This is a genomic window from Isoptericola sp. b408 (genome assembly GCF_030588085.1).
In the GTDB taxonomy this organism is placed as follows: domain Bacteria; phylum Actinomycetota; class Actinomycetes; order Actinomycetales; family Cellulomonadaceae; genus Isoptericola; species Isoptericola sediminis.
The window spans coordinates 235234-258104 of the sequence record NZ_JAUQYQ010000002.1 but is presented as its reverse complement, the minus strand read 5'-3'; the positions used below and the strand labels follow the sequence as shown (position 1 = coordinate 258104).

Here is a 22871-nt window from a genome sequence, read left to right as displayed (position 1 = left end):
CGCAGCACGACGACGGCCCCGCCACCTGTCCGGTGGCGGGGCCGTCGTCGTGGCGGGACTGTCCGGCTCAGGAGGAGGCCTGGCGCGCCTCCGCCTCGTCGATCGCGGCGACGAGGTCGTGCCGCATCGCCTCGACCTGGTCGTGGTCCGGGTGCGCCTCCAGCGCCTCCAGGTGCTGCCTGGCCTCGAACACCCGGTCGGCCTCGAGCGCGGCCAGGACGAGCTGGCGGCCGACCTCGGGCACCTGCTCGCGCGTGCGCCAGTGGCCGATGCCGAGACCGAGCGCCTCGACGGGCATGTGCGCGTCCCGCAGGATCTCGAGGCTCTTCGCCAGCGCCACCCCGGACGGGTCGCGCTCGGTCGCCGTCGTGAAACGACGCACCGCACCCTCGGGGTCGTCGTTGACGGAGAGCCGGCCGAGCTCGACCAGCGGGCGCCAGGCGCGAGGGTGGCCGGCGAGCTCCTCGGCCAGGGACCACAGCGCCAGGTCACCGGCCTGGATCGGCTCTTCCTCCGGCTCGGCGGTCAGGGGGTCGTCGGGGTTGTCGGGCTCGGACGCGTGACGACGCACGAGATCGGCGAGCGCGTTGAAGGCGCGCTCGTCGTTCGGGTCGTCGTGGAGCATCGCCCGCAAAGAGTCTTCGTGCACGGTGTCACCTCGCCGTCGGGTCTCGGTGGGCCTGCGGACACCCACCGTGGAGGTGGACCGTGTCCGCCGGATGAGCTGGCGGAGCCGAGACATCATGGCCATGAACCGACCCTATCGCCTGCGCCTCCTCGGGGCCGGGCGAACGCGCCCCGGGCACACGACGGCCGCCGTTTGTGCAATCCCCACAACGATGGCCCTATCCTCGAGAGCATGTCGACCACGACCGTCTCGCGTGACGAGAACGTCCAGCGCGTCCGTGAGGGCCTCGGGCTGCTCACGAACGCCGCCATGCGCCGCCTCGACGAGGAGGTGAGCTGGTACCGCCAGCTGCCGGCCGAGGACCGCTCCTACGTGGCGCTCGTCGCCCAGAGCGGCATCAACGCGTTCGCGACCTGGTTCGCCGACCCGACCCAGACGCCGCACGGCGTCGGCGAGATGTTCGCCGCCGCTCCCCCGGAGCTGACCAGGTCGATCTCGCTGCAGCACACCCTGCAGCTGGTGCGCCTGATGGTCGACGTCGTGGAGTCCTACTCGGACCAGATCGCCGCCCCAGGGTACGAGCGCGAGCTGCGCGAGGCCGTCCTGCGCTACTCGCGCGAGGTCGCGTTCTCCGCGGCCGAGGTCTACGCCCGCGCCGCCGAGGTCCGCGGCGCCTGGGACGCCCGTCTGGAGGCCCTGGCCGTGGACGCGCTCGTGCGCGGGGACACCGACGACGCGCTGCGCTCGCGCATCTCCGCGCTGGGGTGGAGCGGGCGCGGCCAGGTGCTGGTCGTGGTCGGCGAGGCGCTCGACGGGCTGGACGACGTCGGCACCGCCGAGCTGCGCCGGGCCGCCCGGCGGGCCGCGGGCGACACGCTCGTCGGCATCCACGGCGACCGGCTGGTGCTGGTCCTGGGCGGGGACACCGACCTGGTCGCCGCCGCCACCAGCCTCATCGGCCGGTTCGGGCCCGGACCCGTCGTCTTCGGGCCGGTGGTGCCCACGATCGCCGAGGCCACGGCGTCGGCGCGCTCCGCCCTGGCCGGACTCGCCGCCGCCGCCGCCTGGCCGCAGGCCCCCCGGCCGGTCCTGGCCGACGACCTGCTGCCCGAGCGGGTGCTCACCGGGGACCAGGAGGCCCGCCGGACCCTCGTCGCCCAGGCGTACCTGCCGTTGCAGCAGGCCACGGGTGCGGTCCTGGAGACGCTCTCCGCCTACCTCGGTACCGGCCGCTCCCTGGAGGCGGCGGCCCGTCGTCTGTACGTCCACCCCAACACCGTGCGCTACCGGTTGCGCAAGGTGTCCGAGATCACCGGGTGGGACCCCCTGGACGCCCGCGAGTCGTTCGTGCTGCAGATCGCCCTGGCGCTGGGACAGCTCGACGACGCCCCCTGATTGCCGATTCCCACAACCGGCGGTGGCCAGGTTGGTGCACGTCGCGACGCTCGGGGTCAGAACCCAGGTGGCACCGTGGTGTCGTGCTCGCCGTCGTCTGCCCTGGACAGGGCTCTCAGAACCCCGGGATGCTCAGCCCCTGGCTGGAGCTGCCCGGCACCGCCGACCTGCTCGACTCCTTCTCGGCCGCGGCCGGGACCGACCTGACCCGGCACGGGACCACGTCGGACGCGGAGACGATCCGGGACACCGCCGTCGCCCAGCCGCTGATCGTGTCGGCCTCCCTGCTCGCGCTGCGCACGATCCTCGACGGCCGCGACACGGCCGAGGTCGTCGACGTCACGGCCGGGCACTCCGTCGGTGAGCTCGCCGCCGCCGCCGTCGCCGGCGCGCTGGACGACGCCGGGGCGGTCGGGCTGGTCTCGCACCGCGGACGAGCCATGGCGGACGCCGCGGCCGCGTCGCCGTCGGGCATGAGCGCGGTCGTCGGGGGCGACCCCGAGGACGTCCTGGCCGCCATCGAGGCGGCCGGCCTGTTCCCCGCCAACGTCAACGGCGGCGGCCAGGTCGTCGCCGCCGGGTCCCGGGAGGCGCTCGCCGCGCTGGCCGAGCAGCCCCCGGCCCGGACGCGCGTCGTGCCGCTGCCGGTCGCCGGCGCGTTCCACACCCCGTACATGGAGCCGGCCCGAGGACGCTTCGAGCAGGTCGCCACCACGTGGCTGGCCACCGACCCGCGCCTGCCGCTGCTCAGCAACGCGGACGGCGCCGACTACGGCTCCCTGGGCGAGGGCTCGCACGGCCACGGCCGCTCCGCCGACCTGCTCGCCCGCCTCACCGCCCAGATCACCGCGCCCGTGCGCTGGGACCTGTGCCAGGTCTCCCTCGCCGACCGCGGCGTGACGGGACTGCTCGAGCTGGCCCCCGGCGGTGTCCTGGCGGGCCTGGCCAAGCGTTCCCTGAAGGGCGTCGAGTCCGTCGCCGTGAAGACCCCCGACGACGTCGAGGCCGCCCGCGACCTGATCTCCCGCCACTCGGCCGTCGGCGGCGCGGCATGAGCGCACGGGCACTGCGCCAGGGCGCGCCGGTGCTCCACTCACGCATCCTGGGCATCGGCGGCGAGCGCGGCAGCCGCGCCGTCACGAACGACGAGATCGCCGGCCCGATCGACTCCTCAGACGAGTGGATCCGCCAGCGCACCGGCATCGTCACGCGCCGACGCGCCACGGACGACGTCGAGGTCCTGGACCTTGCCGAGGCCGCGGCCCGCCGCGCGATGGACGCCGCCGGCGTGACCGGCGCGGAGATCGACACGATCATCCTGTCGACCATCACGTACTACCACCAGACGCCCTCGGGCGCGGCGGTGCTGGCCGACCGGCTGGGCGCCTCGCCGGCCGCGGCCTACGACATCTCGGCGGCCTGCGCCGGGTACGCCTACGGCATCGGGCAGGCGGACGCGCTCGTCCGTGCCGGGGCGGCGCGGCACGTGCTGGTCATCGGTGCCGAGAAGCTGAGCGACATCATCGACCCCACCGACCGGTCGATCTCGTTCCTCCTCGGCGACGGCGCCGGGGCCGTCGTGGTCGGCCCCTCCGACACCCCGGGCATCGGCCCGACGGTGTGGGGGTCGGACGGCTCCCGCTCGCAGGCGATCCGCCAGACGCACTCCTGGAAGGAGCTGCGCCAGGACCCCGACCTCGGCTGGCCCACGCTGCGCCAGGACGGCCCGACCGTGTTCAAGTGGGCGAGCTTCCAGATGGCGCCCGTGGCCGCGAAGGCCATGGCCGAGGCCGGCGTGGAGCCGCAGGACATCCAGGTCTTCGCCCCGCACCAGGCGAACATGCGGATCATCGACCAGATGGTCAAGCAGCTCGGCCTGCCCGACCACGTCGTGGTCGCCCGGGACATCGCCGAGACCGGCAACACCTCGGCGGCCTCGATCCCGCTGGCCCTGGACCGCCTCCTGGCGGAGGGCCAGGCCCGTTCCGGCGACCTGGCGCTGCAGATCGGCTTCGGCGCCGGCCTGGTGTACGCCGCGCAGGTGGTCGTGCTGCCGTAACACCCGCCCCGTAGAGTCCGACCCTGGTGGTGCGCAAGAATCGCACCGCCGCATCCCGACCTGGTGCCGGAGGACCGGTACCCCGTTCAAGGAGAGAAGCACCCCATGGCTCACACTTCTTCCGAGATCCTCGACGGCCTCGCCGAGATCGTCGCCGAGGAGACCGGCCTGCCGACGGACACCGTCACGGCCGAGAAGTCCTTCACCGACGACCTCGACATCGACTCGCTGTCGATGATGACCATCGTGACCCACGCCGAGGACAAGTTCGGCGTCCGCATCCCGGACGACGAGGTCAAGAACCTCACCACCGTCGGCGACGCCGTCACCTACATCGAGGGCGCGCAGAGCTGACCCGGCTCCCCCGCCCGCGCGGGCAGGCCGGCCCTGCCGGTCTGCCCGCGTCGCCCGTCCACCGCCGACCTTCGTTCTCAGGAGCACCGTCATGACCGCCCCAGCCTCGCGCGACGTCGTCGTCACCGGCCTCGGCGCCACCACCCCGCTCGGCGGGGACGCACCCTCGACGTGGGCGGCCGCGCTCGCCGGCGAGTCCGGTGCGCGCACGATGGACAACGACTGGTCGGAGACGTACGGCATCCCCGTCACCTTCGCCGCGACGATCAAGGAGCAGCCCTCCGAGAAGCTGTCGCGCCCGGAGATGAAGCGGATGGACCCCTCGACCCAGTACGCGATGATCGCCGCGCGGGAGGCCTGGCAGGACGCCGGCGCCCCCGAGGTCGACGGCGAGCGGCTCGGTGCGGTGGTGTCCTCCGGCATCGGTGGCATCTGGACCACGCTGGACGCCTGGGACACGCTGCAGGAGCGGGGCGCGCGTCGCGTGCTGCCGATGACGGTCCCCATGCTCATGCCGAACTCCCCGGCCGCCTACGTCTCCCTCGAGCTCGGCGCCCAGGCCGGTGCGCACGCGCTGGTCTCCGCCTGCGCCTCCGGTGCCGAGGCGATCGGTTACGGCATCGACATGATCCGTGCGGGCCGGGCCGACGTCGTCGTCTGCGGCGGCACCGAGGCCACGATCCACCCGATGCCGATCGCCGCGTTCGCGGCCTCGCGCACGCTCTCGCTGCGCAACGACGACCCGCAGGGCGCGTCACGGCCGTACGACGTCGACCGGGACGGGTTCGTCATCGGCGAGGGCGCGGCGGTCGTGGTGCTGGAGAGCGCCGAGCACGCTGCCGCCCGCGGCGCCCGCGTCTACGCGAAGATGGCCGGCGTGGGACTGTCCTCCGACGCCTACCACATCACCTCCCCCGACCCGGAGGGCAAGGGCCAGGTCGCGGCGATGCGCCGGTCGCTGGCGGACGCCGACGTCGACGGGGCGGAGGTCGTGCACGTCAACGCCCACGCCACGTCCACGAAGGTCGGCGACCTCACCGAGACGCGGTCGATCCGCACCGTGCTCGGCGACGACACCGACCACGTGCGGCTGTCCGCCACGAAGTCGATGACGGGCCACCTGCTCGGCGGCGCCGGTGCCCTGGAGGCGCTGTTCACGATCAAGGCGGTGCACGAGCGCCTCGCCCCGCCGACGATCAACGTCGTCACCCCCGACCCGGAGCTGCAGGTCCCGCTCGTCCGCGACGAGCCGGCGACGCTGCCCGACGGCGACATCGCCGCCGTCAACAACTCCTTCGGGTTCGGTGGGCACAACGTGGCGCTGACCGTGACCAACGCCTGAGCGTCCCCCCACCCACGACGGCGCCCCACCGGTTCGAGCGAACCGGTGGGGCGCCGTCGTGCACGGAACCTCCGAACCCGCCAGGGGCGGGCGCGCGACTACCCGACGCGGTGCAGCCAGCGCACGGGAGCACCCGCACCCGCGTAGCGGAACGGCTCGAGCTCGTCGTCCCAGGCGCTGCCGAGGGCGAGGTCCATCGCCTCGCGCAGGGCGCGCGGGTCGGACGAGGACTCCATGGCGCTGCGGACGCGGTCCTCGGGCAGGACCACGTTGCCGTGCACGTCGGTGACGGCATGGAAGATGCCGAGGTCCGGGGTGTGCGACCAGCGGGCGCCGTCGCTGCCGTGGCTCGCCTCCTCGGTGACCTCGTAGCGCAGGTGCTCCCAGCCGCGCAGGGCGGACGCCAGGCGGGCGCCCGTGCCCTGGGCTCCCTGCCACGCGTGCTCGGCGCGGTACAGGCCTCGCCCGGCGGGCTGAGGGGTCCAGTCCAACGAGACGTCAGTGCTCAGCACGTTGCCCGCCGCCCACTCGAGGTGGGGGCACAACGCGCGTGGCGCCGAGTGCACGAAAAGCACACCGCGGGTGATGACACCAGCCATGTTGTCCTCCCTGGTTCCGAGATCCGTCTTCCCCTACGTCCTCGGTAGCCACGAAGTTCCTGGTCAGGCCATCTTTTGCGGCGTGTCGTCTTGCTTCTCGGACACATACTGCCGCAGCGTCGGGGAACACGCGAGAGTGATTCGGACATTTGAGGCCGCTCAGAGGCGCTCGCGCAGCTCCCGCATCGCCTTCTTCCGGACGCTGCGCTCCAGCCGGTCCAGGTAGAGCTTGCCGTCCAGGTGGTCGCACTCGTGCTGCAGGGCCCGGGCCATGAGGTCGGTCCCCTCGACGACGACCTCGTTGCCGTCGAGGTTGATCCCCTCGACCCGGGCGTACCAGGCGCGTGTCGTCGGGTAGAACAGGCCGGGCACCGAGAGGCAGCCCTCGTCGCCGTCCTGGAGCTCCTCGGAGACGTCGACCAACCGCGGGTTGAGGACGTAGCCGAGGTCGTCGTCGACGTTCCAGGCGAACGCCCTCAGGTTGACGCCGATCTGGTTCGCGGCCAGGCCGGCGCGACCCTCGGTGTCCACGGTCTCGAGCAGGTCCGCGACGAGACCCCGCACGCGGTCGTCGATCGTCGTGATCTCTTCGCACGCCGTCCGCAGCACGGGGTCGGGCACCACCCGGATCTCTCGCATCGCCATGGCGGACATTCTTCCACGGCGCCACGCTGACCAGCGCCGCCACGGACTCCGGGCGGGCCGCCGTCACAAGGGCTCCACACGGCGCTTCCGGTAGGCTCACCGCCGCGCCCCGTTAGCTCAGTCGGTCAGAGCAGTCGACTCATAATCGATCGGTCGCCGGTTCAAGTCCGGCACGGGGCACCACCGGACGCGCGACGTCGGGCCACTACTTCTTGAAGGCGTCCTTGACGTCGTCGCCCGCCTGCTTGAGGTTCGCCTGCGACTGCTCGGCCTCGCCCTCGGCACGCATCTCCTCGTCGTCGGAGGCCTTGCCGACGGACTCCTTGACCTTGCCCGCCGCTTCCTCGGCCATGTGCTTGGCCTTGTGTCCCCTGCTCATGTCGGACCTCCTCGTCCTCGGAGGTCCGACGATACGGGCGCCGACGGACCGTCGCACCTGGACGGTCGCACCCTGACCGGGTCGCGTCTCGGGCACAGGCCGCTCGACCAGTACCGTGGGCGCATGTTCGCCAGCCGTCGCCAGCAGCCGCCCGCCGTGCGCCAGGTCGTGCCCTTGACCCGTGGCGAGCGCCTGCTCGCGAGCGCCGAGACCTCCGACGGCGGCTGGATGGTCGCCACCACGGCGGACCTCGTCGTCGTCGCGGCGGCGGACGACGGCCCCGCCGTGTCGCTGCGCCGCCCCTGGTGCGACGTCGACCGGGCGGCCTTCGACCCCGAGCGGTCGATCCTCACCGTCGAGTGGGTCGACGCGGCACCGGATCTCCGCCCGATGCTCTCCGACGCGGCCGGCTCGAACCTGCCCGCCGTCGTGCGCGAGCGGGTCCTGTGGTCCGTGGTGCTGGCCGAGACCGTCGACGTCCCCGGCGGCACGGTGCGCGTCGCGGTACGCCGCCGTCTCGACGGCACCCTGTTCTCCCAGGCGGTGGCGGGCGACGGTGTCGACCTGTCCCGCGCCGACGTGGCGAACGTGGTGGACGCCACGGAATCGAGGGTCCGAGGGGCGTGCGGACTACCCGGGTAGACCTGGTAAGGTTCTTCACGGTTCGGCGCTCCGGAGGAGCCTCGGGCCCTCGATCCCGCGTAGCTCAGCTGGCAGAGCATCCGACTGTTAATCGGACGGTCACTGGTTCAAGTCCAGTCGCGGGAGCCCCGCAGAAAGGCCCCTGACCTGCAGGTCAGGGGCCTTTCTCATGCGCTGTGCGCCGGTCGGTCAGCCTGCGCGCTCGGCCTCGCGGGCCTGACGTGCGGCGTCGATCTCGGACGTCGCGCCGGCCGTGGACAGCTCCCCCCCGGCGGTCTCCAGGTGGGCCCGGACGAACCAGTGGAACTGCTCCAGCTCACGCAGGTTGCCGATCAGCAGGTCGTTGGTGACGTCGTCGAGCTCAGCGGTCGTCTCGGCAGCCTGACGGTGCGCGGCGATGACACCCTGGTACACCTCGTCGAGCGCCCCGAGGTGCTCGATGGTCGTGGCCCGTCCCAGGTGGTAGTCCTCCCAGGTGCGGTGCGCCACCAGCGCGCCCGGGGTCCCCTGCGGGACCCCGCCCAGCGTCGCGATCCGTTCAGCCACGTCGTCCGCCATCAGCCGCACGGCGTCGACCTGCGGGTCGAGCATCTCGTGCACGGCGATGAAGTGGGGGCCGACGACGTTCCAGTGGACGTGCTTGAGCGTCAGGTGGAGGTCCGTCAACGAGTTGAGCCGGTCCTGCAGGATGTCAGCGACCCGGGCACCGTTCTCGGCGGTCATCGAGGGCACCGTGTAGGTGGGGTCGTGAGTACCGTCAGCCATCTGATCTCCTTCGCTCGGTCGTCCCCCCATGCTGGCCCCCCGACCCATCGACCGCGACCCGAGGACGACAGGCGTACGGTGAACGTATGAGCGAGGACGACCTGATCGCCGGCATCCCCCAGGAGGATCCTGCGGTGCGTGACGCGTTGGCCACCGCCGAGGAGTGGATCGGCGCGGAGATCCAGGGCGTCGCCGTCGGGGAGACGGCCCAGGGTGAACCGTGCGTGGTGGTCTACGCGCCGGACCCGGAGTCGCCGGCCGTGCGCGAGCTGCCCTCCTCGCTGAACGACATCCCCGTGCGCGTCGAGGCCGGCGGCCCCTTCCTCGCGGAGTAGCGAGTCCGGGACCGACGGCGCCGCGCGGCCTCGTCACGGCCAGATGCGCACACCCAGCAGGATCTGGACGTAGGCGATCGGGTTGATGATCGTGGCCGTGCTGGACCCGGCGAACAGCAGCCCCACGGGGTTGTTGTCCAGGTCGAGCACGAGCGATCCCGAGTCACCACCGGCCGACATGTCCGAGGTGACGATCTGCTTGCCGAACTTCGCGACCTTGCCCCCGCCGTAGTTGACGTTCACGGTGGCGTTGAGCGCGGTGACCCGGCCGGTGGTGAAGTGCGTGGTGCGACCGGTCTTCTTCACCAGCATGCCGACCTCCGCCGCCTTGACGAGCGACCGCGGGTAGCCGGACCAGTAGATGTCCCGGTCGATGGTGTCGAACGGGATCTCCGCGATCGCCGCGTCGACGTAGTTGACGGTCCCGTCGAAGCGGATCGGCACGTAGCGCGCCAGCCGGCCGACCACGTCGGCCGGGTAGGTCCCGCCGTCGTACGCCCCCGGCTGGATGATCGGGTCGCCGATCCGGGCGTCGTTGGAGTTGGCGAGCACGTGGTTGTTGCTCAGCGCGTAGTAGCGCGGCGGCTTGCCGGGCACGGTGTTCCGCAGGTCGTAGGCACCGGCACCGAGCGTGCCCGCCGTGACCTTCAGGTGCCCGATGCTGTAGCCGGGCCGGACCGGACGGACCCGCTTGGCCAGCTTCTGCACGCCCGCCTCCATGGCGGGTTCGGCGTCTCCCCCGGCGACGAGCGGGCCGACCTCGAGCACGTCGGTCGGCGCACCCCCGACGGTCTTCGGGACTCCCTTGCCGGACAGCATCTCGGCCGGCAGCTTCTGCTCGACCAGCACCATCACGCTCGGCTTGTCCGTCTGGGTCCCGCCGGTGATCTTGAAGCCGAGTCCCACCCCCACCACGTTCTCCGTGGCGAGCAGGTCGTCCTCGGCCGAGTCCCGCTTCGAGGCGATGCCGGAGAGCGCCTCCGGTACGTCCGGTTCGAGGTCGAACATCTCGTCGTTCATGATTCCCTCCCCGAGGAGCCCGGAACGCCGGCCCGGGTGGGCCGCGACGTCGCTCCGGCACCCCTAGCAGGAAGGAGGGGCCCTCGGGTGTCCCGATACCCGGGTCGGGGGTGAATCAGACGCTCTCGCGCAGCTCGCGGCGTTCCTTCTCGATCGCGACGAGCTCCTCGAACGCGGCACGGTAGGCGTCGGGGTCCGCCGTGGCGTCGAGCCGCTGCACGCGGCTCTTGGCGTCCGCGATCCGCCGGGTCAGCCCCAGGTCGGCGACCTTGCGCACGACGTCGGCCACGAACGCGGCGATCGCGCTCTCGCGGTCCTCGGGCACCGGCGCGACCGCCAGCTCGGTCACCAGCGGCGACACCGCGTCGCCGGCTTCCTCCACGACGGTCTCGACCCACCGGTTCCCGCCCAGACCGGCGCCGGTCCGCACTCCCCCGGCCGCGCGGATCGCGGCGTGCACCGCCCGCCACGCGGGGGTGGCGAAGGCGTCGGGGCCCAGGTCGTCGAACGTCACCGGCACGTGCTGCGGGTACTGCAGCACCACCACGAGGGCGAGCCGCTCGATGCGTGCCACCGGGTCGGCGGGGTCGGGGGCGCTGAGCACCGGGCCGGACACCACCGACTCGCCGTCCGCGGGGCCGAGTGCACGCTCGGGCCGTGCGGTCCGCTCCTCGCGCCGTCGGGCGGGGCCCGGGGTGCTGTGCGCCCGGCTGACCTCGCGGCGCACCTCGTCGGTGTCGATGCCGATCCACCGGGCGAGCAGACGCGCGTAGCCGAGCTGCATCGACCGGTCGCGGATCCCCGCGACCACCGGTGCCGCGGCCCGCAGCGCGTTGACGCGCCCTTCGACCGTGTCGAGGTCGAAACCGTCGAGCGTCGTGCGGATGACGAACTCGAACAGCGGGACGCGCTTGTCCACGAGGGTGCGGACCGCGTCGGGGCCGCGCTGCATGCGCAGGTCGCACGGGTCCAGGCCGGTCGGTTCGACGGCGACGAAGGTCTGGGCGTGGAAGCGCTGGTCCTCGCCGAACGCGCGCATCGCGGCCTTCTGACCGGCCGCGTCGCCGTCGAAGGTGAAGATGATCTCGCCGCCCAGCGACGCACCCGAGGCGAGCTGCAGACCGCCGCCGGCGGTGGTGTCGCCGAGCAGTCGTCGCACCACCTTGGCGTGGTCGGCGCCGAACGCGGTGCCGCAGGTCGCCACCGCGGTGTCCACCCCGGACAGGTGGGCGGCCATCACGTCGGTGTACCCCTCGACGATGACCACCCGCTTGTTCTGGGCGATGGCGCGTTTGGCCAGGTCGATGCCGTAGAGGACCTGCGCCTTCTTGTACAGGCTCGTCTCGGGGGTGTTGAGGTACTTGGGGCCGGGGTCGTCGTCGAACAGCTTGCGGGCCCCGAAGCCGATGACCGCACCGGTCACGTCCCGGATCGGCCAGACCAGTCGGCCGCGGAACCGGTCGTAGATGCCGCGCTGGCCCTGGCTGACCAGCCCCGAGGCGACGAGCTCGGCCTGGGTGAACCCGCGGCTCTGCAGGTGCCGCAGCAGGGCGTCCCACCCGGTCGGGGCGTAGCCGAGCCCGAACGTCTCGGCGTCGGCCCGCTCGAAGCTGCGCTCGGCGAGGAACGCCCGTGCCGCCTGGGCACCGGGGGCGAAGAGCTGTTCGGCGTAGAACTGCGCCGCCACGCGGTGCGCCTCGAGCAGGCGCTGCCGACGGCCCGGCTCCTCGCGGGGGCCCCGCTGCGCCGCCGCACCGGTGCGGGAGTCCTCGTAGTGCAGCTCGACGCCGACCTTGTCCGCCAGGTACTCGACGGCGTCGGTGAACCCCATCCCGTCGATCTTCTGCACGAACGAGATGACGTCGCCGCCCTCGCCACACCCGAAGCAGTGCCAGCGGCCCACGCCCGGACGCACGTGGAAGGAGGGGGTGCGCTCGTCGTGGAAGGGGCACAACCCCTTCATCGAGCCGACGCCCGCGTTCTTGAGGGTGACGTGCTGGCCGACGATCTCGTCGATCCGCGCGCGGTCGCGGACGGCGTCCACGTCGTCTCGCTTGATCAGGCCTGCCACGGGCGCGAGTCTATGCCCCCGCGGTCAGCCGTCGCCGCGTACCAGGCGGCCGTGCATCTGGACCGCCGAGACGTCGGTGAGCGAGGCCACCTGGTCCACGACGACCCGCAGCCGCGCGGCGTCGTCGGGGGCCTCGTGCCAGTCCGCGGCGAACTGCGGCTCCAGCGCCGTCGGGGCACGGTCACCGAGGACCTTGACCAGGTCGGCGACGATCTCGCGCTGCGCGGCGTACAGCGGTTCGGACTCCCGCGGCGCCATGACGTAGGTGACCGCGACGCCCTTGAGCGCGAGGATCTCGTCGGCCGTCTCCGGCGGGACGACGAGCTGGGCCGAGTACCGCGTCAGCGGCCCGTCCCCGTACTCCTCGCGAGTGGCCCGCTGGGCGGATCCGCTGAACCGCCCGATGAGCTGGCTGGTGGCGTCCTTCAGCCGGGCGAGCGCTCCCCGCGACCCGTCGAAGTCGGTCACGAGGTAGCCGGTGTCCCGCAGCCGGCACAGCGCGGCGTCGAGGGCGTCGGCGTCGTGCCACGTGCCGTACCAGGACCGCACGTGCTCGACGATGCGCGCCCGCTCGGACTCGTCGTCGAGCAGGCGCAGGTCGAGGCGGCTGCCGACGACGGCGTCCTCGACGTCGTGCACGGAGTAGCTGATGTCGTCGGCGAGGTCCATGACCTGCGCCTCCATGCAGCGCACCATCGACCGCGGCGCGCCCTGACGGAGCCAGTCGAACACCGGGGCGTCGTCGGGGTAGACGCCGAACTTGCCGGTCGTCGACCCGTCGGGGCGCGGCGGCCCCTCGTGCAGCCGCCACGGGTACTTCACCGAGGCGTCCAGCGAGGCTCGGGTCAGGTTGAGGCCGCGCGGTGCGCCGTCGTCGTCGAGGATCTTGGGCTCGAGCCGGGTGAGCAGCCGCAGGGTCTGGGCGTTGCCCTCGAAACCGCCGATGTCGGCGGCGAGCTCGGCCAGCACGCGTTCACCGTTGTGCCCGAACGGCGGGTGCCCCAGGTCGTGCGTGAGGCAGGCGGTGTCGACGAGGTCGGGGTCGCAGTCCAGCGCGCGGCCCATCTCGCGGCCGACCTGCGCCACCTCCAGGGAGTGCGTCAGCCGGGTGCGCACGAAGTCGTCGCTGCCGGGCGTGAGCACCTGGGTCTTGGCGCCGAGACGACGCAGGCCCGAGGAGTGGACCACCCGGGCCCGGTCGCGCTCGAACGGGGTGCGGTCCTTGGACTTGGGCGGCTCGGCGGCCCAGCGCTCGGTGTCGGCGTCCGTGTACGACGCCGGCCCCTCCTCGCCGGGGGCAGGACGCGGCCCGGTGCCGACCACGTCCGGGTCGAAGGCCTCCTGCGAGAACGTCTGCACGAGGGGAAGCCTACCGAGCGCCGCCCACGGGCTCGACGGCGTGCCGGCTGCGGTGGACGGCGGTGCGCAGCTCGCGCTCCCACGGCCCGTACTGCGGCATGTCCAGGTGGCGGGCGACGGCCAGCTCGGCCTCCACGTCGTACGGCAGACGGACGACCTGCAGGCCGAACGGCGCGGGGTCCGGTCCGGGGACTCCCTCGAGGACGACGTAGGCCGCCGACGGCTCGTCGAGGGCGTTGCCGACGCTGCCGGCGTTGAACAGCGTGCGGCCGCGCCGGGTGCGCTGATAGGCGGCGTGGACGTCGCCGTATCCGACCAGGTCGGGCTCCGGCCCCGGTCCCGTCAGGTCCGTGGCGGCGAACATGCCGGCGAACTCCTCCCGGGTGTGGTCGACGTGCACGCGCGTGTGCACGCTCGCCGCCGAGGCGTGGAAGAGCCGGATCCGTCGTCCGGAGAGCTGCAGGTCGTGGCACAGCGGACGACGGCGGATCAGCTCGCGCTGGTCGGGGCGCAGCTCGTCGCGCCACCACACCATCTCCGGCGGGCCGTCGTCGGGGATGTCGGGCAGGAACTCGTCCCAGTTCCCGCGGACGTTCACCTCGCAGACCTGCTCGGTCCGGTCCACGACGGCGCTGGCGCGCGGGCCCTTGCCCACGTCGTCCCCGAGGTTGAGGACCCGCGTGATCCCGCGGGCGGAGATGTCCGCGAGGACGGTCTCGAGCGCCGTGAGGTTGCCGTGCACGTCGGAGAGGATCGCGATCTGCTCGGTGGCCACGGCCCGAGCCTCCCACAGGGTGCGGGCCGTCACGCTTGACCTTTCCCCCGGGTCAAGGAGTCTTCTGGTGCCGGCCCGTTCGAGACTCGCACGGCGACCAGGAGGAACGACGATGACGACATGCACGATCGAGCAGTGGTCCGAGCGCCACTGGGTCGGTATCCCCGTGACGGCCGAGCTCTCGCGGTGGGACCGCGTCAACGCTCTCGTGCCGCAGGTCTTCGCCGCCCTGGCGGCGGCGGGCCACGAGCCGCTGGGAGGGCCGATCTACCAGTACCACCGGTTGCGGACGGTGGCCGACCCGATGGACGTCACCGTGTCCGTCCCGGTCGCGGCCCCCGTGCAGCTGGGTACGGGATTCGACACCGGGACGCTCCCGGCGGGCCGCTACCTCGTGGCGCGGCCGCACGGCGGACCGGACGCGCTGGCCCAGACCCACCGGGACATGGGCGACTGGGCGGGCCAGCAGGGTCTGGAGCTCGCCGTCGACGAGGAGGCCGACAGCATCCGGTGGCACGTCCGCACCGAGCAGTTCCTCACGGACCCGCAGACGGAGCCGGACCGGAGCAGGTGGACGGTCGAGGTCGCATACTTGCTGAGGTGAGCGAGCACAGCACCCGGATGCCCATCGGCGAGTTCGGCCGCGTCACCTGGCTCTCGCCGCGGGCGTTGCGCCTCTACGAACGCCGGGGCCTCCTGACGCCCGAGGTCGTCGACCAGTTCACGGGCTACCGCTACTACGGGATCGCCCAGGCCGACCGTGCCCGGCTCATCGCGTTACTCCGCCGGGCGGGGATGCCTCTGGACCGGATCGGCGACGTCCTGGACGCCGACCCGCGCCGGCGCTCGGACCTCGTCGCCGCGTACCGGGAGGACGCCGCCCGACAGCACGCGCGGACCGTCGCGCTGCTCGACGACCTCATCGACGACCTCGACGGCGACCGCTCGCACCCGACGCGGTCGCATCCCCCGGTGGAGAGACGTGACGTCCCGGCGCAGGTGTTCCTCTCCCGCACCGTGCGCACCACGGCCGCCGACCTTCCCCGGCACGTCGAGGTCGCTGCGACCGAGCTGTCACGGCGGGCAGGCTCCTCCCGCGACGAGGACCGACCCCTCGTGGTCGTCTACCACGGCGAGGTGAGCTGGGAGTCCGACGGGCCGATCGACGTGCGCGTGCCCGTGCACCCCGACTCCGGCGTGGACGGCACCGAGGTCGAACCGGCCGGGTCGGAGATGTTCGTCGCCGTACCGTACGGCGCCGTCCAGTTCCCGACGATCCTCGGCGCCTTCGACGCCGTCCGTGCGGCCGCGACGGTCCAGGACCGCCGACCGCTCGGCCCGCCGCGGGAGATCTACCGGCAGGGCGACCCGTTCCGCTGCGAGGTGTCTCAGCCGTATGCCGTGACCCGCGTGGGCGCCGCCGATGGCTACGCCCGTCCGGTGCGCTCCAGGACGCCGCGCAGGTAGGCGATCTGCGCGGCGTGCTTCAGGGAGTCCAGGCCGACGCTGACCAGCCGGACCCCGCGGGTGACCGGCGGGTCCCAGGCGTCGTCGACCACCTCGTCCAGATCGTCGTCGGTCAGGTGGTCCAGCACGTCCAGGGACTCCGCCGCCACCGCCTCGACGTAGCCCAGGAGCAGGTCGGCCGGTGCCCGGACCCGCGCGACGTCCTCGGCGGTGTGCCCGTACCCGGTGTCGTGCAGCCCGAACGGGAGGTCGAACCGGTCCGCCCAGCCGCGGGCGTACACCTGGTCGCGGCCGACGGCGCCGGCGACCTGGACGTCCTGGTCACGGCCGATGTGCCAGGTCAGCCAGGCGACGGTGTTCGCCGCCGGGTCGAGCCGCTCGGTGAGCGCGGCCTCCGGCAGCCCCGCGACGGCACGCCGCACCGTCGGGAAGATCCGGGAGTACAGGTCCTGCAGCACCGCGATGCCGTGCATGGTTCCTCCGTCGGGTCGGGGTCGGTGGTCCCGCAGCCCACCGTGCCGTGGACCGCCGGCCGGCGCGACCGGGCTCCGTGCCGGCTCTGGCGGCCGCGGCGGCCCTGGCGGACCTCCGGGTCGGGCATCGGCCACCCGATGCCTGACCGACGACGCCGTCACGCAGCGGTGGGCAGACGGAACACGCCCACGCCCGGCCCCGCGCCGTCGACCGTCAGCCCGTCCGGCCCGACGTCGAGCCCCACCTCGCCGTACAGCCGCTCCGGCTGCGCACCCGGGTCCAGCAGGTGGCTCGGCAGCACCGTCCCGGCCCAGGGGCCACGGGCGAGCACGACGAGCACCCGCTCGGACGGCGTCTCCCGCAGGAAGACGACCGCGTCGTCCTCGACCACCGCCCAGCGCAGCCCGCCGTCGCGCAGGGCGGCCGACCCGCGACGCATCGTCGAGAGCCGCTGGTAGCGCTCGAGGATCTCCGCGTCCCAGCGCGGCCCTCCCCCGCGAGCGCCCTGGTCCCACGCCATGGTCGTGCGGGCGTGCTCGCCGTTGTCCCCGGTGGCACCGATCTCGTCCCCGGCGAAGACGACGGGCGTGCCCGGGTAGGTGAACAGCAGGGCGGCCGCGACCTCGGCCGCGGCGTCGGAGTCGACGGTGGTGCGCAGCCGCGGTGTGTCGTGGGAGCCGAGCATGTTCCACTGCCGGGCGGTGACGGACCACGGCACGGCGGAGTCGAACTCGCGCATCGCGGCCACCATGGCACCGCCCGGGCGGCGGGCGCCCGCCACGGGCAGACCGTGCGCGGCGGCCGGGGACCCCTCGGCGGCCAGCCAGGACCACGCGGGTCGGGTGAACCCCGTGTAGTTCATGTTGGCGTGCCAGCCGCCGGCGCGCAGGTCCTCGATCGCGTCGTGGAAGTGCTCGGCGATGAGGGCGCCGTCGGGCCGCTCCCGCTCGATGGCGGCACGCAGCTCGCGCGCGACGGCGTGGGTGCGGTCCTGGTCGGCCCACCGACCGGTCATGTTGGCGACGTCGACCCGCCAGCCGTCGAGTTCGAAGGGCGGGCGCAGGTACCGGCCGATCGGGGCGTCGGGGTCGGTGACCATGCGGCGCCAGGTCTCGGGCGCGCACCAGTCGAGCTTGGGCAGGGAGCCGAACCCGAGCCAGCTCGCGTAGTGCTCCCCGGACGCCGTGGTCGACACGTCCGTGGTGTCGCCGGACGGGTCCGCCCACACGTACATGCCGTGCTCGGGCGAGTCCGGGTCGGCGAGAGCGGTGGCGAACCACTCGTGCCCCTCGCCGGTGTGGTTGGTCGTGATGTCGCCCATGAGCCGCATGCCGCGGGCGTGCACGGCCTCGGCGAGCCGCGCGTAGGCCTCGTCGCCGCCGAGCAGAGGGTCCACCTCGTGGAACGTCGAGGCGTCGTAGCGGTGGTTGGACCGGCCGGGGAACACCGGGGTGAGGTAGACGGTGCCGACGCCGAGCGCGGCGAGGTGGTCGAGGTGCTCGACGATGCCGTCGATGTCGCCGCCGTAGTACTGGGTGCCGGCCAGCACGCCGGTGCCGGCGGGTTCGTCGTCCCACTGCGCCGGCACGGCCCAGTCCGGGACCGGGCGGGCGTCCGCGGCCGCCGAGCGGGCGAACCGGTCGGGGAAGATCTGGTAGACGAGTCCCTCGCCCATCCACTCCGGGCCCGGGGCGTGCGTCGTGAGCCGGAAGTCCCCGGCGTCGGACACGTCGCGGTCGTGCACGCCGCGGCCGTTCAGCCACCGGTAGCCGCCGGGCCCGTCCAGGAGGAAGCGGTACGGCGTGACGGGGTTGTGCACCACGACGTCCGCGGTGAACCACCGGTCGGTGTCCGTGCCGGCGTCGGGCGTCGCCTCGGTGAGCCGCGGCTCGCCGTCACGCACGCTGCGGACCCAGACCCTCTCGACGCCGGAGGCGCGGGGCACGCGGACCCGGACCGGCACCGAGTCACCGAGCTGCGGGGTGCCCGGGGGCACGTGGACGGCGGACCCGTCGTGGTGGGGCAGGTCGAGCAGGTGGGGTGCAGGGTGCATGCGGTCCTCTCGGTCGGTGGCGGCCGCCACCGACCGAGGTCCGGTCAGCGGCGGCGGCCGATCGCCCACCCGGTGGCGAGCGCGATCACGATCCCGACGATCTGTCCGCCGAGGATCACCTTGTTCAGGTCGAGCACGGGCTGCCATCGCGTGCCCGTGGCGCCGACGACGTAGACGCCGAGCGGCGTGACCCGCAGCCCGTAGCCGCCGCCCCCGCCGCCGCCCTCGCCGGACGCCTCGTCGTGCGCCCCGTCGGGGACGTCGCTCGCGTCGTCCTCCGCGTGCGAGACGGGGCCCGCCCCGCCGCCGGACCCCGTGCCGACACCACCCCGTACGCGGGCGACCGGGATGACGAGCTGGCCGTCGTGCTCGTACGCCTCGCCGAACGCGCGGCGCACGGTGAACGACTGGTCGGCGGCGTCGGTGAGCCGTGCCAGGTCCGGGCCGAAGGTGCGCTTCTCGCTCATGCATCCAGGCTAGGACCGGGGCCGGAGCCCCGCCACGGGCACGCGACCGACGCCGTCAGCCCTTGACGGAGCCGGCCGTCAGCCCGCCGACGATGTACTTCTGCAGGAACAGGAACAGCGCGAGGATCGGGATCGTGGAGATCACCGCGCCCGCGGCGAAGAGCCCCCAGTTGGCCTCGAGGAGGCTGGAGACCCACGAGTAGAGACCGACCGCGAGCGTCCAGTTGGACTCCGACTGCAGCAGCACGCGGGCGATGACGAACTCGCCGAAGGTGGCGATGATCGACAGCAGCGCCACGACCGCCAGGATCGGGGTCACCAGGCGCAGGATGATCGTCCAGTACGTCTGGGCGTGCGTGGCGCCGTCGATCTTGGCCGCCTCGTCCAGCTCGCGCGGGACCGTGTTGAAGAACCCGTACATGAGGAACGTGTTCACGCCGAGCGCGCCGCCGAGGTAGACGCAGATGAGCGCGACCCGGGAGTTCAGGCCGAGCGCCGGGACCACCTCGCCGAGGCTGATGAGGAGCAGGAAGATCGCGACGAACGCGAGCATCTGCGGGAACATCTGGAGGATCAGCAGCGTGGTCAGCCCGGCCCGGCGCCCCGTGAACCGGAACCGGCTGAAGGCGTACGCCGCGGCGGCGCCCATGAGCACCGTACCGATCGAGGTCGCCACGGCGATCAGTACCGAGTTGGCGAACCACGACCAGTACACCGTGTCGGCCAGCCGGGCGTAGTTCTCCGTGCTGAACGTGTCGAAGAGCTGGTTGGACCCGGTCAGGGTGCCGCTCTCGGCCACGGAGGCCGACAGGACGTACACGATCGGGAAGGCGGCGTAGACGACGAACACGACGCCGACGACGTGCCGCCAGCCGAGCTCGGTGAACCAGCGCCCGGCCGTCCTGCGACGGGTGGGCGTCGACGGGGTGCGGACCGCGGGGGCGGTCGAGGTGGCGGTCATGTCAGTTGATCTCCTCGAGCGAGCGGGTCCGCTTGAAGGCGATGGCCGAGATCGTCGCGATGATCACGAAGATGACGATGGACAGCGCGCTGGCCAGGCCGAAGTCCTTCGGGGCGTTCCCGTCCAGACCGGCCACGGAGTAGACCATCGTGATCATGATGTCGGTGTGACCCAGCGGCACGGAGGCGTCCTCGAACCGTGGACCGCCTCCGGTGAGCATGTACACCAGGGCGAAGTTGTTGAAGTTGAACGCGAAGCTCGAGATGAGCAGCGGGGTCGTGGAGACGAGCAGCAGGGGCATGACGACCGAGCGCCAGGTGCGCAGCCGGCCGGCGCCGTCGATCTTCGCGGCCTCGAGCACGTCGGTGGGCAGGGACTGCAGCGCACCGGTGCAGATGAGGAACATGTACGGGAACCCGAGCCACAGGTTCACCCCGATGATCGACAGCTTGGCCAGCCACGGGTCGGTCAGCCACGGGATGGCCGCGCCCCCGAGCAGCACCTGGTTGACGAACCCGAAGCTGCGGTTGAGCAGACCGGACCACAGCAGCGGGGCGACGAACCCCGGGATCGCGTACGGCAGGATCAGCAGCGTCCGGTAGATCTTGCGCCCGCGCATCGGGGTGTTGAACACCGACGCCAGGAACATCCCGAGCAGGAACGTCGTGGCCACGGAGGCGAAGGCGAAGACGAAGGTCCAGACGACGATCTGGAAGAACGGCCCGGAGTACCGCGAGTCGGAGAACGCCGTGGTGAAGTTGTCGAACCCGACGAACACCCGCCAGCCGACGTTCAGCGTGGATCCGTCCGCCGCCTCGAACTGCCCCTCGTCGTTGGGTGTGTAGACGGTGCCGCTCGCGGTGTCCGTCATGGTGTCCGCGGCCTCGTCGTAGACGAGCGTGGACTCGTAGACGTACCCGGTGCGGGCGTCCTGGGTGCGCACGGACCCGGCGGCCGGGTCGTCGGAGACGGGCACCCGCAGATCGGTGACCTCGCCCTGCCGGGCCAGCACCTCGGCGCGGTCGAGGACCTCCCAGCCGTCGACGGCGGTGACCCGCCCGTCGGTGACGGTGGCCTCCGCCGCGGCGAGCGGCTCCTCGGCGCTGCCGACCTCCGTCGTCCCGTCGGGCTGGACGACGGCGAACCCGAGCTCCTCGCCGTCGGCCACCACGGTCAGCGGCACGGCGGGCGACCCCTCGACACGGCGCTCGTTCTGCACGAGCAGCGCCGCGACGGCGTCCTCCTTGGTGGAGTTGTGGCCGTCCCCGTAGTTGGTGAAGGCCACCCACCCGGTGTAGCCGATGGTGAAGATCTGGAAGGTGAACAGGAAGATCAGACCGGGCAGCACGTACTTCAGCGGGACGACGCGCCGCGAGAAGTAGACCCAGTTCGCCACGACCAGCATGGCGACCATGGCGCCGAGGATGAACCACGACTCGGCCAGGTAGGCCGACCAGACGACGTAGACGCCGAACGCGTCGACGACGGCCATGAGGGCGAGCTTGGCCAGGAATCCGGCGCCGTAGCGTCCGGCCGGCGACTCGTCGCGGCGTCCGAGCCGGAAGCGGCGCGAGGGGCGGCCGGGGGGTGCGGGAGCGTCGTCCGAGGCCTCGCGCGAGGCGGTGCGGGACTGCTGCAGGTCGGTCATCGAAGAGCCTTCCGGGATCGCGCGACGGGCCGTGGTGGCACCACGGCCCGTCGCGAGAGGTCAGGACGTCAGGAGTCGAGTGCGCCCTCGATGTCCGAGATCATCTTGTCCCAGGCCTTGGCCGGGTCGGCCTTGCCGGCGATGATGTTGGCCTCGGTGACGCCCCAGAAGGCCCACACGGAACCCATCTCGGGGATGGACGGCATCGGCACGGCCTCGGCGCCGACCTCACGGAAGCCCGCCACGATCGGGTCCGACGACGCGGCGTCGGCGGCGGCGGTGAGCGCCGGCGGGCGGCCACCGGCCTCGAACAGCGCGGTCTGCGCCTCCTCGGTGGACAGGTAGTTCACGAGGAAGTCGTTGGCCAGCAGAGCGTTCTCGCTCTGGGCGCTGACGTAGAAGCCCTGCACGCCGACGAACGGCTGCGCGGCCTCGTCACCCGCGGCCGGGATCGGGTCGATCGCCAGGTCCAGGTCGGCGAACTGCTCGAGCATCCACGGACCGCCCACGATGAACGGCGACTGGCCCTTGGCGAAGGCCTCGACGGCGATGTCGTAGGTGATGTCGGTGGTCAGCGTGCCGGCCTCGCCCTGCTCGGCGAGCCACTGCGCGTACGCCGTGCCCGCGTCGCCACCCATGGCGAGCTCCGGGGAGTAGGAACCGTCCTCGTTCTGCTCGAACACGGGAGCGCCGAACGACGTCTGGAACGGGTAGTAGGTGTACGGGTCGCCCTCGGTCCCGGTCTGGATGAGGAACGGGTACTTGGTGTCCGCGTCCTCGCCCATCGAGATGGCGTCGTCCCACGTGGCGGGGGCGCTGTCGGCCAGCTCGGTGTTGCGGATCAGGGCGATGTTCTCGATCGCGTACGGCATGCCGTAGACCGCGCCGTCGGCGGTGAAGGCCTCGACGGCGACGTCCTCGAACCCGTCGGCGGTGGCTCCGAGCTCGACCGGGGCGACGACCCCGTTGGTGATGAGCTCGCCGAGCCAGTCGTGGGCACCGACGGTGACGTCCGGGCCCTCGCCCGTCGGCACCTGGGCGATGAAGTCGGAGCGGATGTCCTCGAAGTTCTTCAGGACGATCTCGACCTCGGCGCCGGTCTCGGACTCGAACGCCTCGGCGGCGGACTCGACCGCGGTCTCGCGCGTCTCGTCGACCCAGACGGTCAGCGAGCCGGTCGCCTCGGTGGCCTCGGCCGTGCTCTCCTCGGTGCCCTCGGTGGTGTCACCGGCGTCCTCCGACGACCCGCACGCCGACAGGGCGAGGGTCGTCACCAGGGCGGACGCGATAAGGATGCTCCGTCGCATCGTCATTCTCCCAGCATCTTTCGGGGTGGTGGCCCACCGGCATGCACGCCGGCGGGCCCTGCTGGAGGATGAATCTAGGACAGGATGTTCGCGATTTGCAAGATGTTGCAATAACGTTTCTGCAAC

Annotated in this window: 24 protein-coding genes and 2 tRNA genes; 11 read left to right on the top strand and 15 right to left on the bottom strand. The window is 72.5% G+C overall.

The window, feature by feature from the left end; genetic code table 11:
- Positions 1-67 precede the first annotated feature (67 nt).
- Entirely contained in the window at positions 68-649 is a 582-nt protein-coding gene (locus Q6347_RS06820; RefSeq protein WP_343035833.1) for a hypothetical protein, read from the bottom strand.
- Positions 650-859: 210 nt separating this feature from the next.
- Here Q6347_RS06820 and Q6347_RS06815 point away from each other — a divergent pair, with 210 nt between their 5' ends.
- The 5 genes from Q6347_RS06815 (at position 860) to Q6347_RS06795 (ending at position 5778) form a co-directional block, all read left to right on the top strand.
- On the top strand, positions 860-2023 hold the full coding sequence (locus Q6347_RS06815; RefSeq protein WP_171248011.1) for a CdaR family transcriptional regulator: 1164 nt from the start codon (positions 860-862) through the stop codon (positions 2021-2023).
- An 83-nt stretch (positions 2024-2106) separates the two neighbouring features.
- Entirely contained in the window at positions 2107-3078 is a 972-nt protein-coding gene (locus tag Q6347_RS06810) for an ACP S-malonyltransferase (protein ID WP_304604261.1), read from the top strand.
- Positions 3075-4082 (top strand): beta-ketoacyl-ACP synthase III, encoded by a 1008-nt coding sequence (locus Q6347_RS06805; RefSeq protein WP_304604262.1) that lies wholly within the window; start codon positions 3075-3077, stop codon positions 4080-4082. Before Q6347_RS06810 ends, Q6347_RS06805 begins: the two co-directional genes overlap by 4 nt.
- Before the next feature lie 105 nt (positions 4083-4187).
- Positions 4188-4436, top strand: coding sequence for an acyl carrier protein (locus Q6347_RS06800; RefSeq protein ID WP_171248008.1), 249 nt, complete (start codon positions 4188-4190; stop codon positions 4434-4436).
- 91 nt (positions 4437-4527) lie between these two features.
- Entirely contained in the window at positions 4528-5778 is a 1251-nt protein-coding gene (locus Q6347_RS06795) for a beta-ketoacyl synthase (protein WP_304606986.1), read from the top strand.
- Positions 5779-5876: 98 nt separating this feature from the next.
- Here the strand turns inward: Q6347_RS06795 and Q6347_RS06790 are convergent, their stop codons facing one another.
- Both Q6347_RS06790 and def read right to left on the bottom strand, forming a co-directional pair.
- The gene (locus tag Q6347_RS06790) at positions 5877-6377 is read right to left on the bottom strand and encodes a DUF3145 domain-containing protein (RefSeq protein WP_304604264.1); all 501 of its coding nucleotides are present in this window, start codon (positions 6375-6377) and stop codon (positions 5877-5879) included.
- Positions 6378-6536: 159 nt separating this feature from the next.
- On the bottom strand, positions 6537-7022 hold the full coding sequence (gene def, locus Q6347_RS06785; RefSeq protein WP_304604265.1) for a peptide deformylase: 486 nt from the start codon (positions 7020-7022) through the stop codon (positions 6537-6539).
- A 106-nt stretch (positions 7023-7128) separates the two neighbouring features.
- Between def and Q6347_RS06780 the strand changes: the two genes are divergently transcribed.
- Positions 7129-7205 (top strand) — tRNA-Ile (locus Q6347_RS06780).
- Between the two features lie 22 nt (positions 7206-7227).
- Here the strand turns inward: Q6347_RS06780 and Q6347_RS06775 are convergent.
- Complete coding sequence (locus Q6347_RS06775; RefSeq protein WP_171248003.1) at positions 7228-7401, bottom strand: CsbD family protein; 174 nt, start codon at positions 7399-7401, stop codon at positions 7228-7230.
- Positions 7402-7524: 123 nt separating this feature from the next.
- Here Q6347_RS06775 and Q6347_RS06770 point away from each other — a divergent pair, with 123 nt between their 5' ends.
- Together Q6347_RS06770 and Q6347_RS06765 are read left to right on the top strand one after the other, a co-directional pair.
- Complete coding sequence (locus Q6347_RS06770; RefSeq protein ID WP_304606985.1) at positions 7525-8043, top strand: hypothetical protein; 519 nt, start codon at positions 7525-7527, stop codon at positions 8041-8043.
- 53 nt (positions 8044-8096) lie between these two features.
- A tRNA-Asn gene (locus tag Q6347_RS06765) sits at positions 8097-8169 on the top strand.
- Between the two features lie 63 nt (positions 8170-8232).
- On the opposite strand, the gene Q6347_RS06760 is transcribed toward Q6347_RS06765, so the two are convergent.
- Entirely contained in the window at positions 8233-8808 is a 576-nt protein-coding gene (locus tag Q6347_RS06760; RefSeq protein ID WP_304606984.1) for a Dps family protein, read from the bottom strand.
- Positions 8809-8894: 86 nt separating this feature from the next.
- Between Q6347_RS06760 and Q6347_RS06755 the strand changes: the two genes are divergently transcribed.
- Positions 8895-9143: a hypothetical protein gene (locus Q6347_RS06755; RefSeq protein ID WP_171247989.1), complete on the top strand. Its 249-nt coding sequence runs from the start codon at positions 8895-8897 to the stop codon at positions 9141-9143.
- A 33-nt stretch (positions 9144-9176) separates the two neighbouring features.
- On the opposite strand, the gene Q6347_RS06750 is transcribed toward Q6347_RS06755, so the two are convergent.
- The 4 genes from Q6347_RS06750 to Q6347_RS06735 form a co-directional block, all read right to left on the bottom strand.
- The gene (locus tag Q6347_RS06750; protein ID WP_216077729.1) at positions 9177-10163 is read right to left on the bottom strand and encodes a S1 family peptidase; all 987 of its coding nucleotides are present in this window, start codon (positions 10161-10163) and stop codon (positions 9177-9179) included.
- Between the two features lie 115 nt (positions 10164-10278).
- The gene (gene dnaG, locus Q6347_RS06745; RefSeq protein ID WP_171247988.1) at positions 10279-12234 is read right to left on the bottom strand and encodes a DNA primase; all 1956 of its coding nucleotides are present in this window, start codon (positions 12232-12234) and stop codon (positions 10279-10281) included.
- Between the two features lie 24 nt (positions 12235-12258).
- Complete coding sequence (locus Q6347_RS06740) at positions 12259-13593, bottom strand: deoxyguanosinetriphosphate triphosphohydrolase (RefSeq protein WP_304606983.1); 1335 nt, start codon at positions 13591-13593, stop codon at positions 12259-12261.
- A gap of 10 nt (positions 13594-13603) precedes the next feature.
- Entirely contained in the window at positions 13604-14401 is a 798-nt protein-coding gene (locus Q6347_RS06735) for a metallophosphoesterase (RefSeq protein WP_304606982.1), read from the bottom strand.
- A gap of 79 nt (positions 14402-14480) precedes the next feature.
- Here Q6347_RS06735 and Q6347_RS06730 point away from each other — a divergent pair, with 79 nt between their 5' ends.
- Both Q6347_RS06730 and Q6347_RS06725 read left to right on the top strand, forming a co-directional pair.
- Positions 14481-14972 (top strand): GyrI-like domain-containing protein, encoded by a 492-nt coding sequence (locus tag Q6347_RS06730; RefSeq protein WP_304604273.1) that lies wholly within the window; start codon positions 14481-14483, stop codon positions 14970-14972.
- Positions 14969-15835 (top strand): MerR family transcriptional regulator, encoded by an 867-nt coding sequence (locus Q6347_RS06725; protein WP_304606981.1) that lies wholly within the window; start codon positions 14969-14971, stop codon positions 15833-15835. Before Q6347_RS06730 ends, Q6347_RS06725 begins: the two co-directional genes overlap by 4 nt.
- On the opposite strand, the gene Q6347_RS06720 is transcribed toward Q6347_RS06725, so the two are convergent.
- The 6 genes from Q6347_RS06720 to Q6347_RS06695 all read right to left on the bottom strand — a co-directional run bounded on the left by Q6347_RS06720 (position 15796) and on the right by Q6347_RS06695 (position 22745).
- On the bottom strand, positions 15796-16308 hold the full coding sequence (locus tag Q6347_RS06720) for a DinB family protein (protein WP_304606980.1): 513 nt from the start codon (positions 16306-16308) through the stop codon (positions 15796-15798). The two genes, Q6347_RS06725 and Q6347_RS06720, sit on opposite strands and share 40 nt — an antisense overlap.
- A gap of 158 nt (positions 16309-16466) precedes the next feature.
- Complete coding sequence (locus tag Q6347_RS06715; RefSeq protein WP_304606979.1) at positions 16467-18362, bottom strand: glycoside hydrolase family 13 protein; 1896 nt, start codon at positions 18360-18362, stop codon at positions 16467-16469.
- Between the two features lie 44 nt (positions 18363-18406).
- On the bottom strand, positions 18407-18829 hold the full coding sequence (locus Q6347_RS06710; protein ID WP_304604277.1) for a spore germination protein GerW family protein: 423 nt from the start codon (positions 18827-18829) through the stop codon (positions 18407-18409).
- Between the two features lie 55 nt (positions 18830-18884).
- A complete protein-coding gene (locus Q6347_RS06705) occupies positions 18885-19790 on the bottom strand; it encodes a sugar ABC transporter permease (RefSeq protein ID WP_304604278.1) in 906 nt (301 codons plus the stop codon).
- A gap of 1 nt (position 19791) precedes the next feature.
- Positions 19792-21438 carry an ABC transporter permease subunit gene (locus tag Q6347_RS06700; RefSeq protein ID WP_304604279.1) on the bottom strand — a complete coding sequence of 549 codons (1647 nt, stop codon included), beginning with the start codon at positions 21436-21438 and terminating at the stop codon, positions 19792-19794.
- A gap of 68 nt (positions 21439-21506) precedes the next feature.
- Positions 21507-22745 (bottom strand): maltose ABC transporter substrate-binding protein, encoded by a 1239-nt coding sequence (locus Q6347_RS06695; protein ID WP_304604466.1) that lies wholly within the window; start codon positions 22743-22745, stop codon positions 21507-21509.
- Positions 22746-22871: the final 126 nt, after the last annotated feature.

Bases quoted from the DNA above. Each gene is read 5' to 3' on its own strand.
- Q6347_RS06815 (WP_171248011.1), top strand. From the start codon at position 860: ATGTCGACCACGACCGTCTCGCGTGACGAGAACGTCCAGCGCGTCCGT.
- Q6347_RS06805 (WP_304604262.1), top strand. From the start codon at position 3,075: ATGAGCGCACGGGCACTGCGCCAGGGCGCGCCGGTGCTCCACTCACGC.
- Q6347_RS06800 (WP_171248008.1), top strand. From the start codon at position 4,188: ATGGCTCACACTTCTTCCGAGATCCTCGACGGCCTCGCCGAGATCGTC.
- Q6347_RS06795 (WP_304606986.1), top strand. From the start codon at position 4,528: ATGACCGCCCCAGCCTCGCGCGACGTCGTCGTCACCGGCCTCGGCGCC.
- Q6347_RS06790 (WP_304604264.1), bottom strand. From the start codon at position 6,377: ATGGCTGGTGTCATCACCCGCGGTGTGCTTTTCGTGCACTCGGCGCCA.
- def (WP_304604265.1), bottom strand. From the start codon at position 7,022: ATGGCGATGCGAGAGATCCGGGTGGTGCCCGACCCCGTGCTGCGGACG.
- Q6347_RS06775 (WP_171248003.1), bottom strand. From the start codon at position 7,401: ATGAGCAGGGGACACAAGGCCAAGCACATGGCCGAGGAAGCGGCGGGC.
- Q6347_RS06770 (WP_304606985.1), top strand. From the start codon at position 7,525: ATGTTCGCCAGCCGTCGCCAGCAGCCGCCCGCCGTGCGCCAGGTCGTG.
- Q6347_RS06760 (WP_304606984.1), bottom strand. From the start codon at position 8,808: ATGGCTGACGGTACTCACGACCCCACCTACACGGTGCCCTCGATGACC.
- Q6347_RS06755 (WP_171247989.1), top strand. From the start codon at position 8,895: ATGAGCGAGGACGACCTGATCGCCGGCATCCCCCAGGAGGATCCTGCG.
- Q6347_RS06750 (WP_216077729.1), bottom strand. From the start codon at position 10,163: ATGAACGACGAGATGTTCGACCTCGAACCGGACGTACCGGAGGCGCTC.
- Q6347_RS06730 (WP_304604273.1), top strand. From the start codon at position 14,481: ATGACGACATGCACGATCGAGCAGTGGTCCGAGCGCCACTGGGTCGGT.
- Q6347_RS06720 (WP_304606980.1), bottom strand. From the start codon at position 16,308: ATGCACGGCATCGCGGTGCTGCAGGACCTGTACTCCCGGATCTTCCCG.
- Q6347_RS06715 (WP_304606979.1), bottom strand. From the start codon at position 18,362: ATGCACCCTGCACCCCACCTGCTCGACCTGCCCCACCACGACGGGTCC.
- Q6347_RS06710 (WP_304604277.1), bottom strand. From the start codon at position 18,829: ATGAGCGAGAAGCGCACCTTCGGCCCGGACCTGGCACGGCTCACCGAC.
- Q6347_RS06705 (WP_304604278.1), bottom strand. From the start codon at position 19,790: ATGACCGCCACCTCGACCGCCCCCGCGGTCCGCACCCCGTCGACGCCC.
- Q6347_RS06700 (WP_304604279.1), bottom strand. From the start codon at position 21,438: ATGACCGACCTGCAGCAGTCCCGCACCGCCTCGCGCGAGGCCTCGGAC.
- Q6347_RS06695 (WP_304604466.1), bottom strand. From the start codon at position 22,745: ATGCGACGGAGCATCCTTATCGCGTCCGCCCTGGTGACGACCCTCGCC.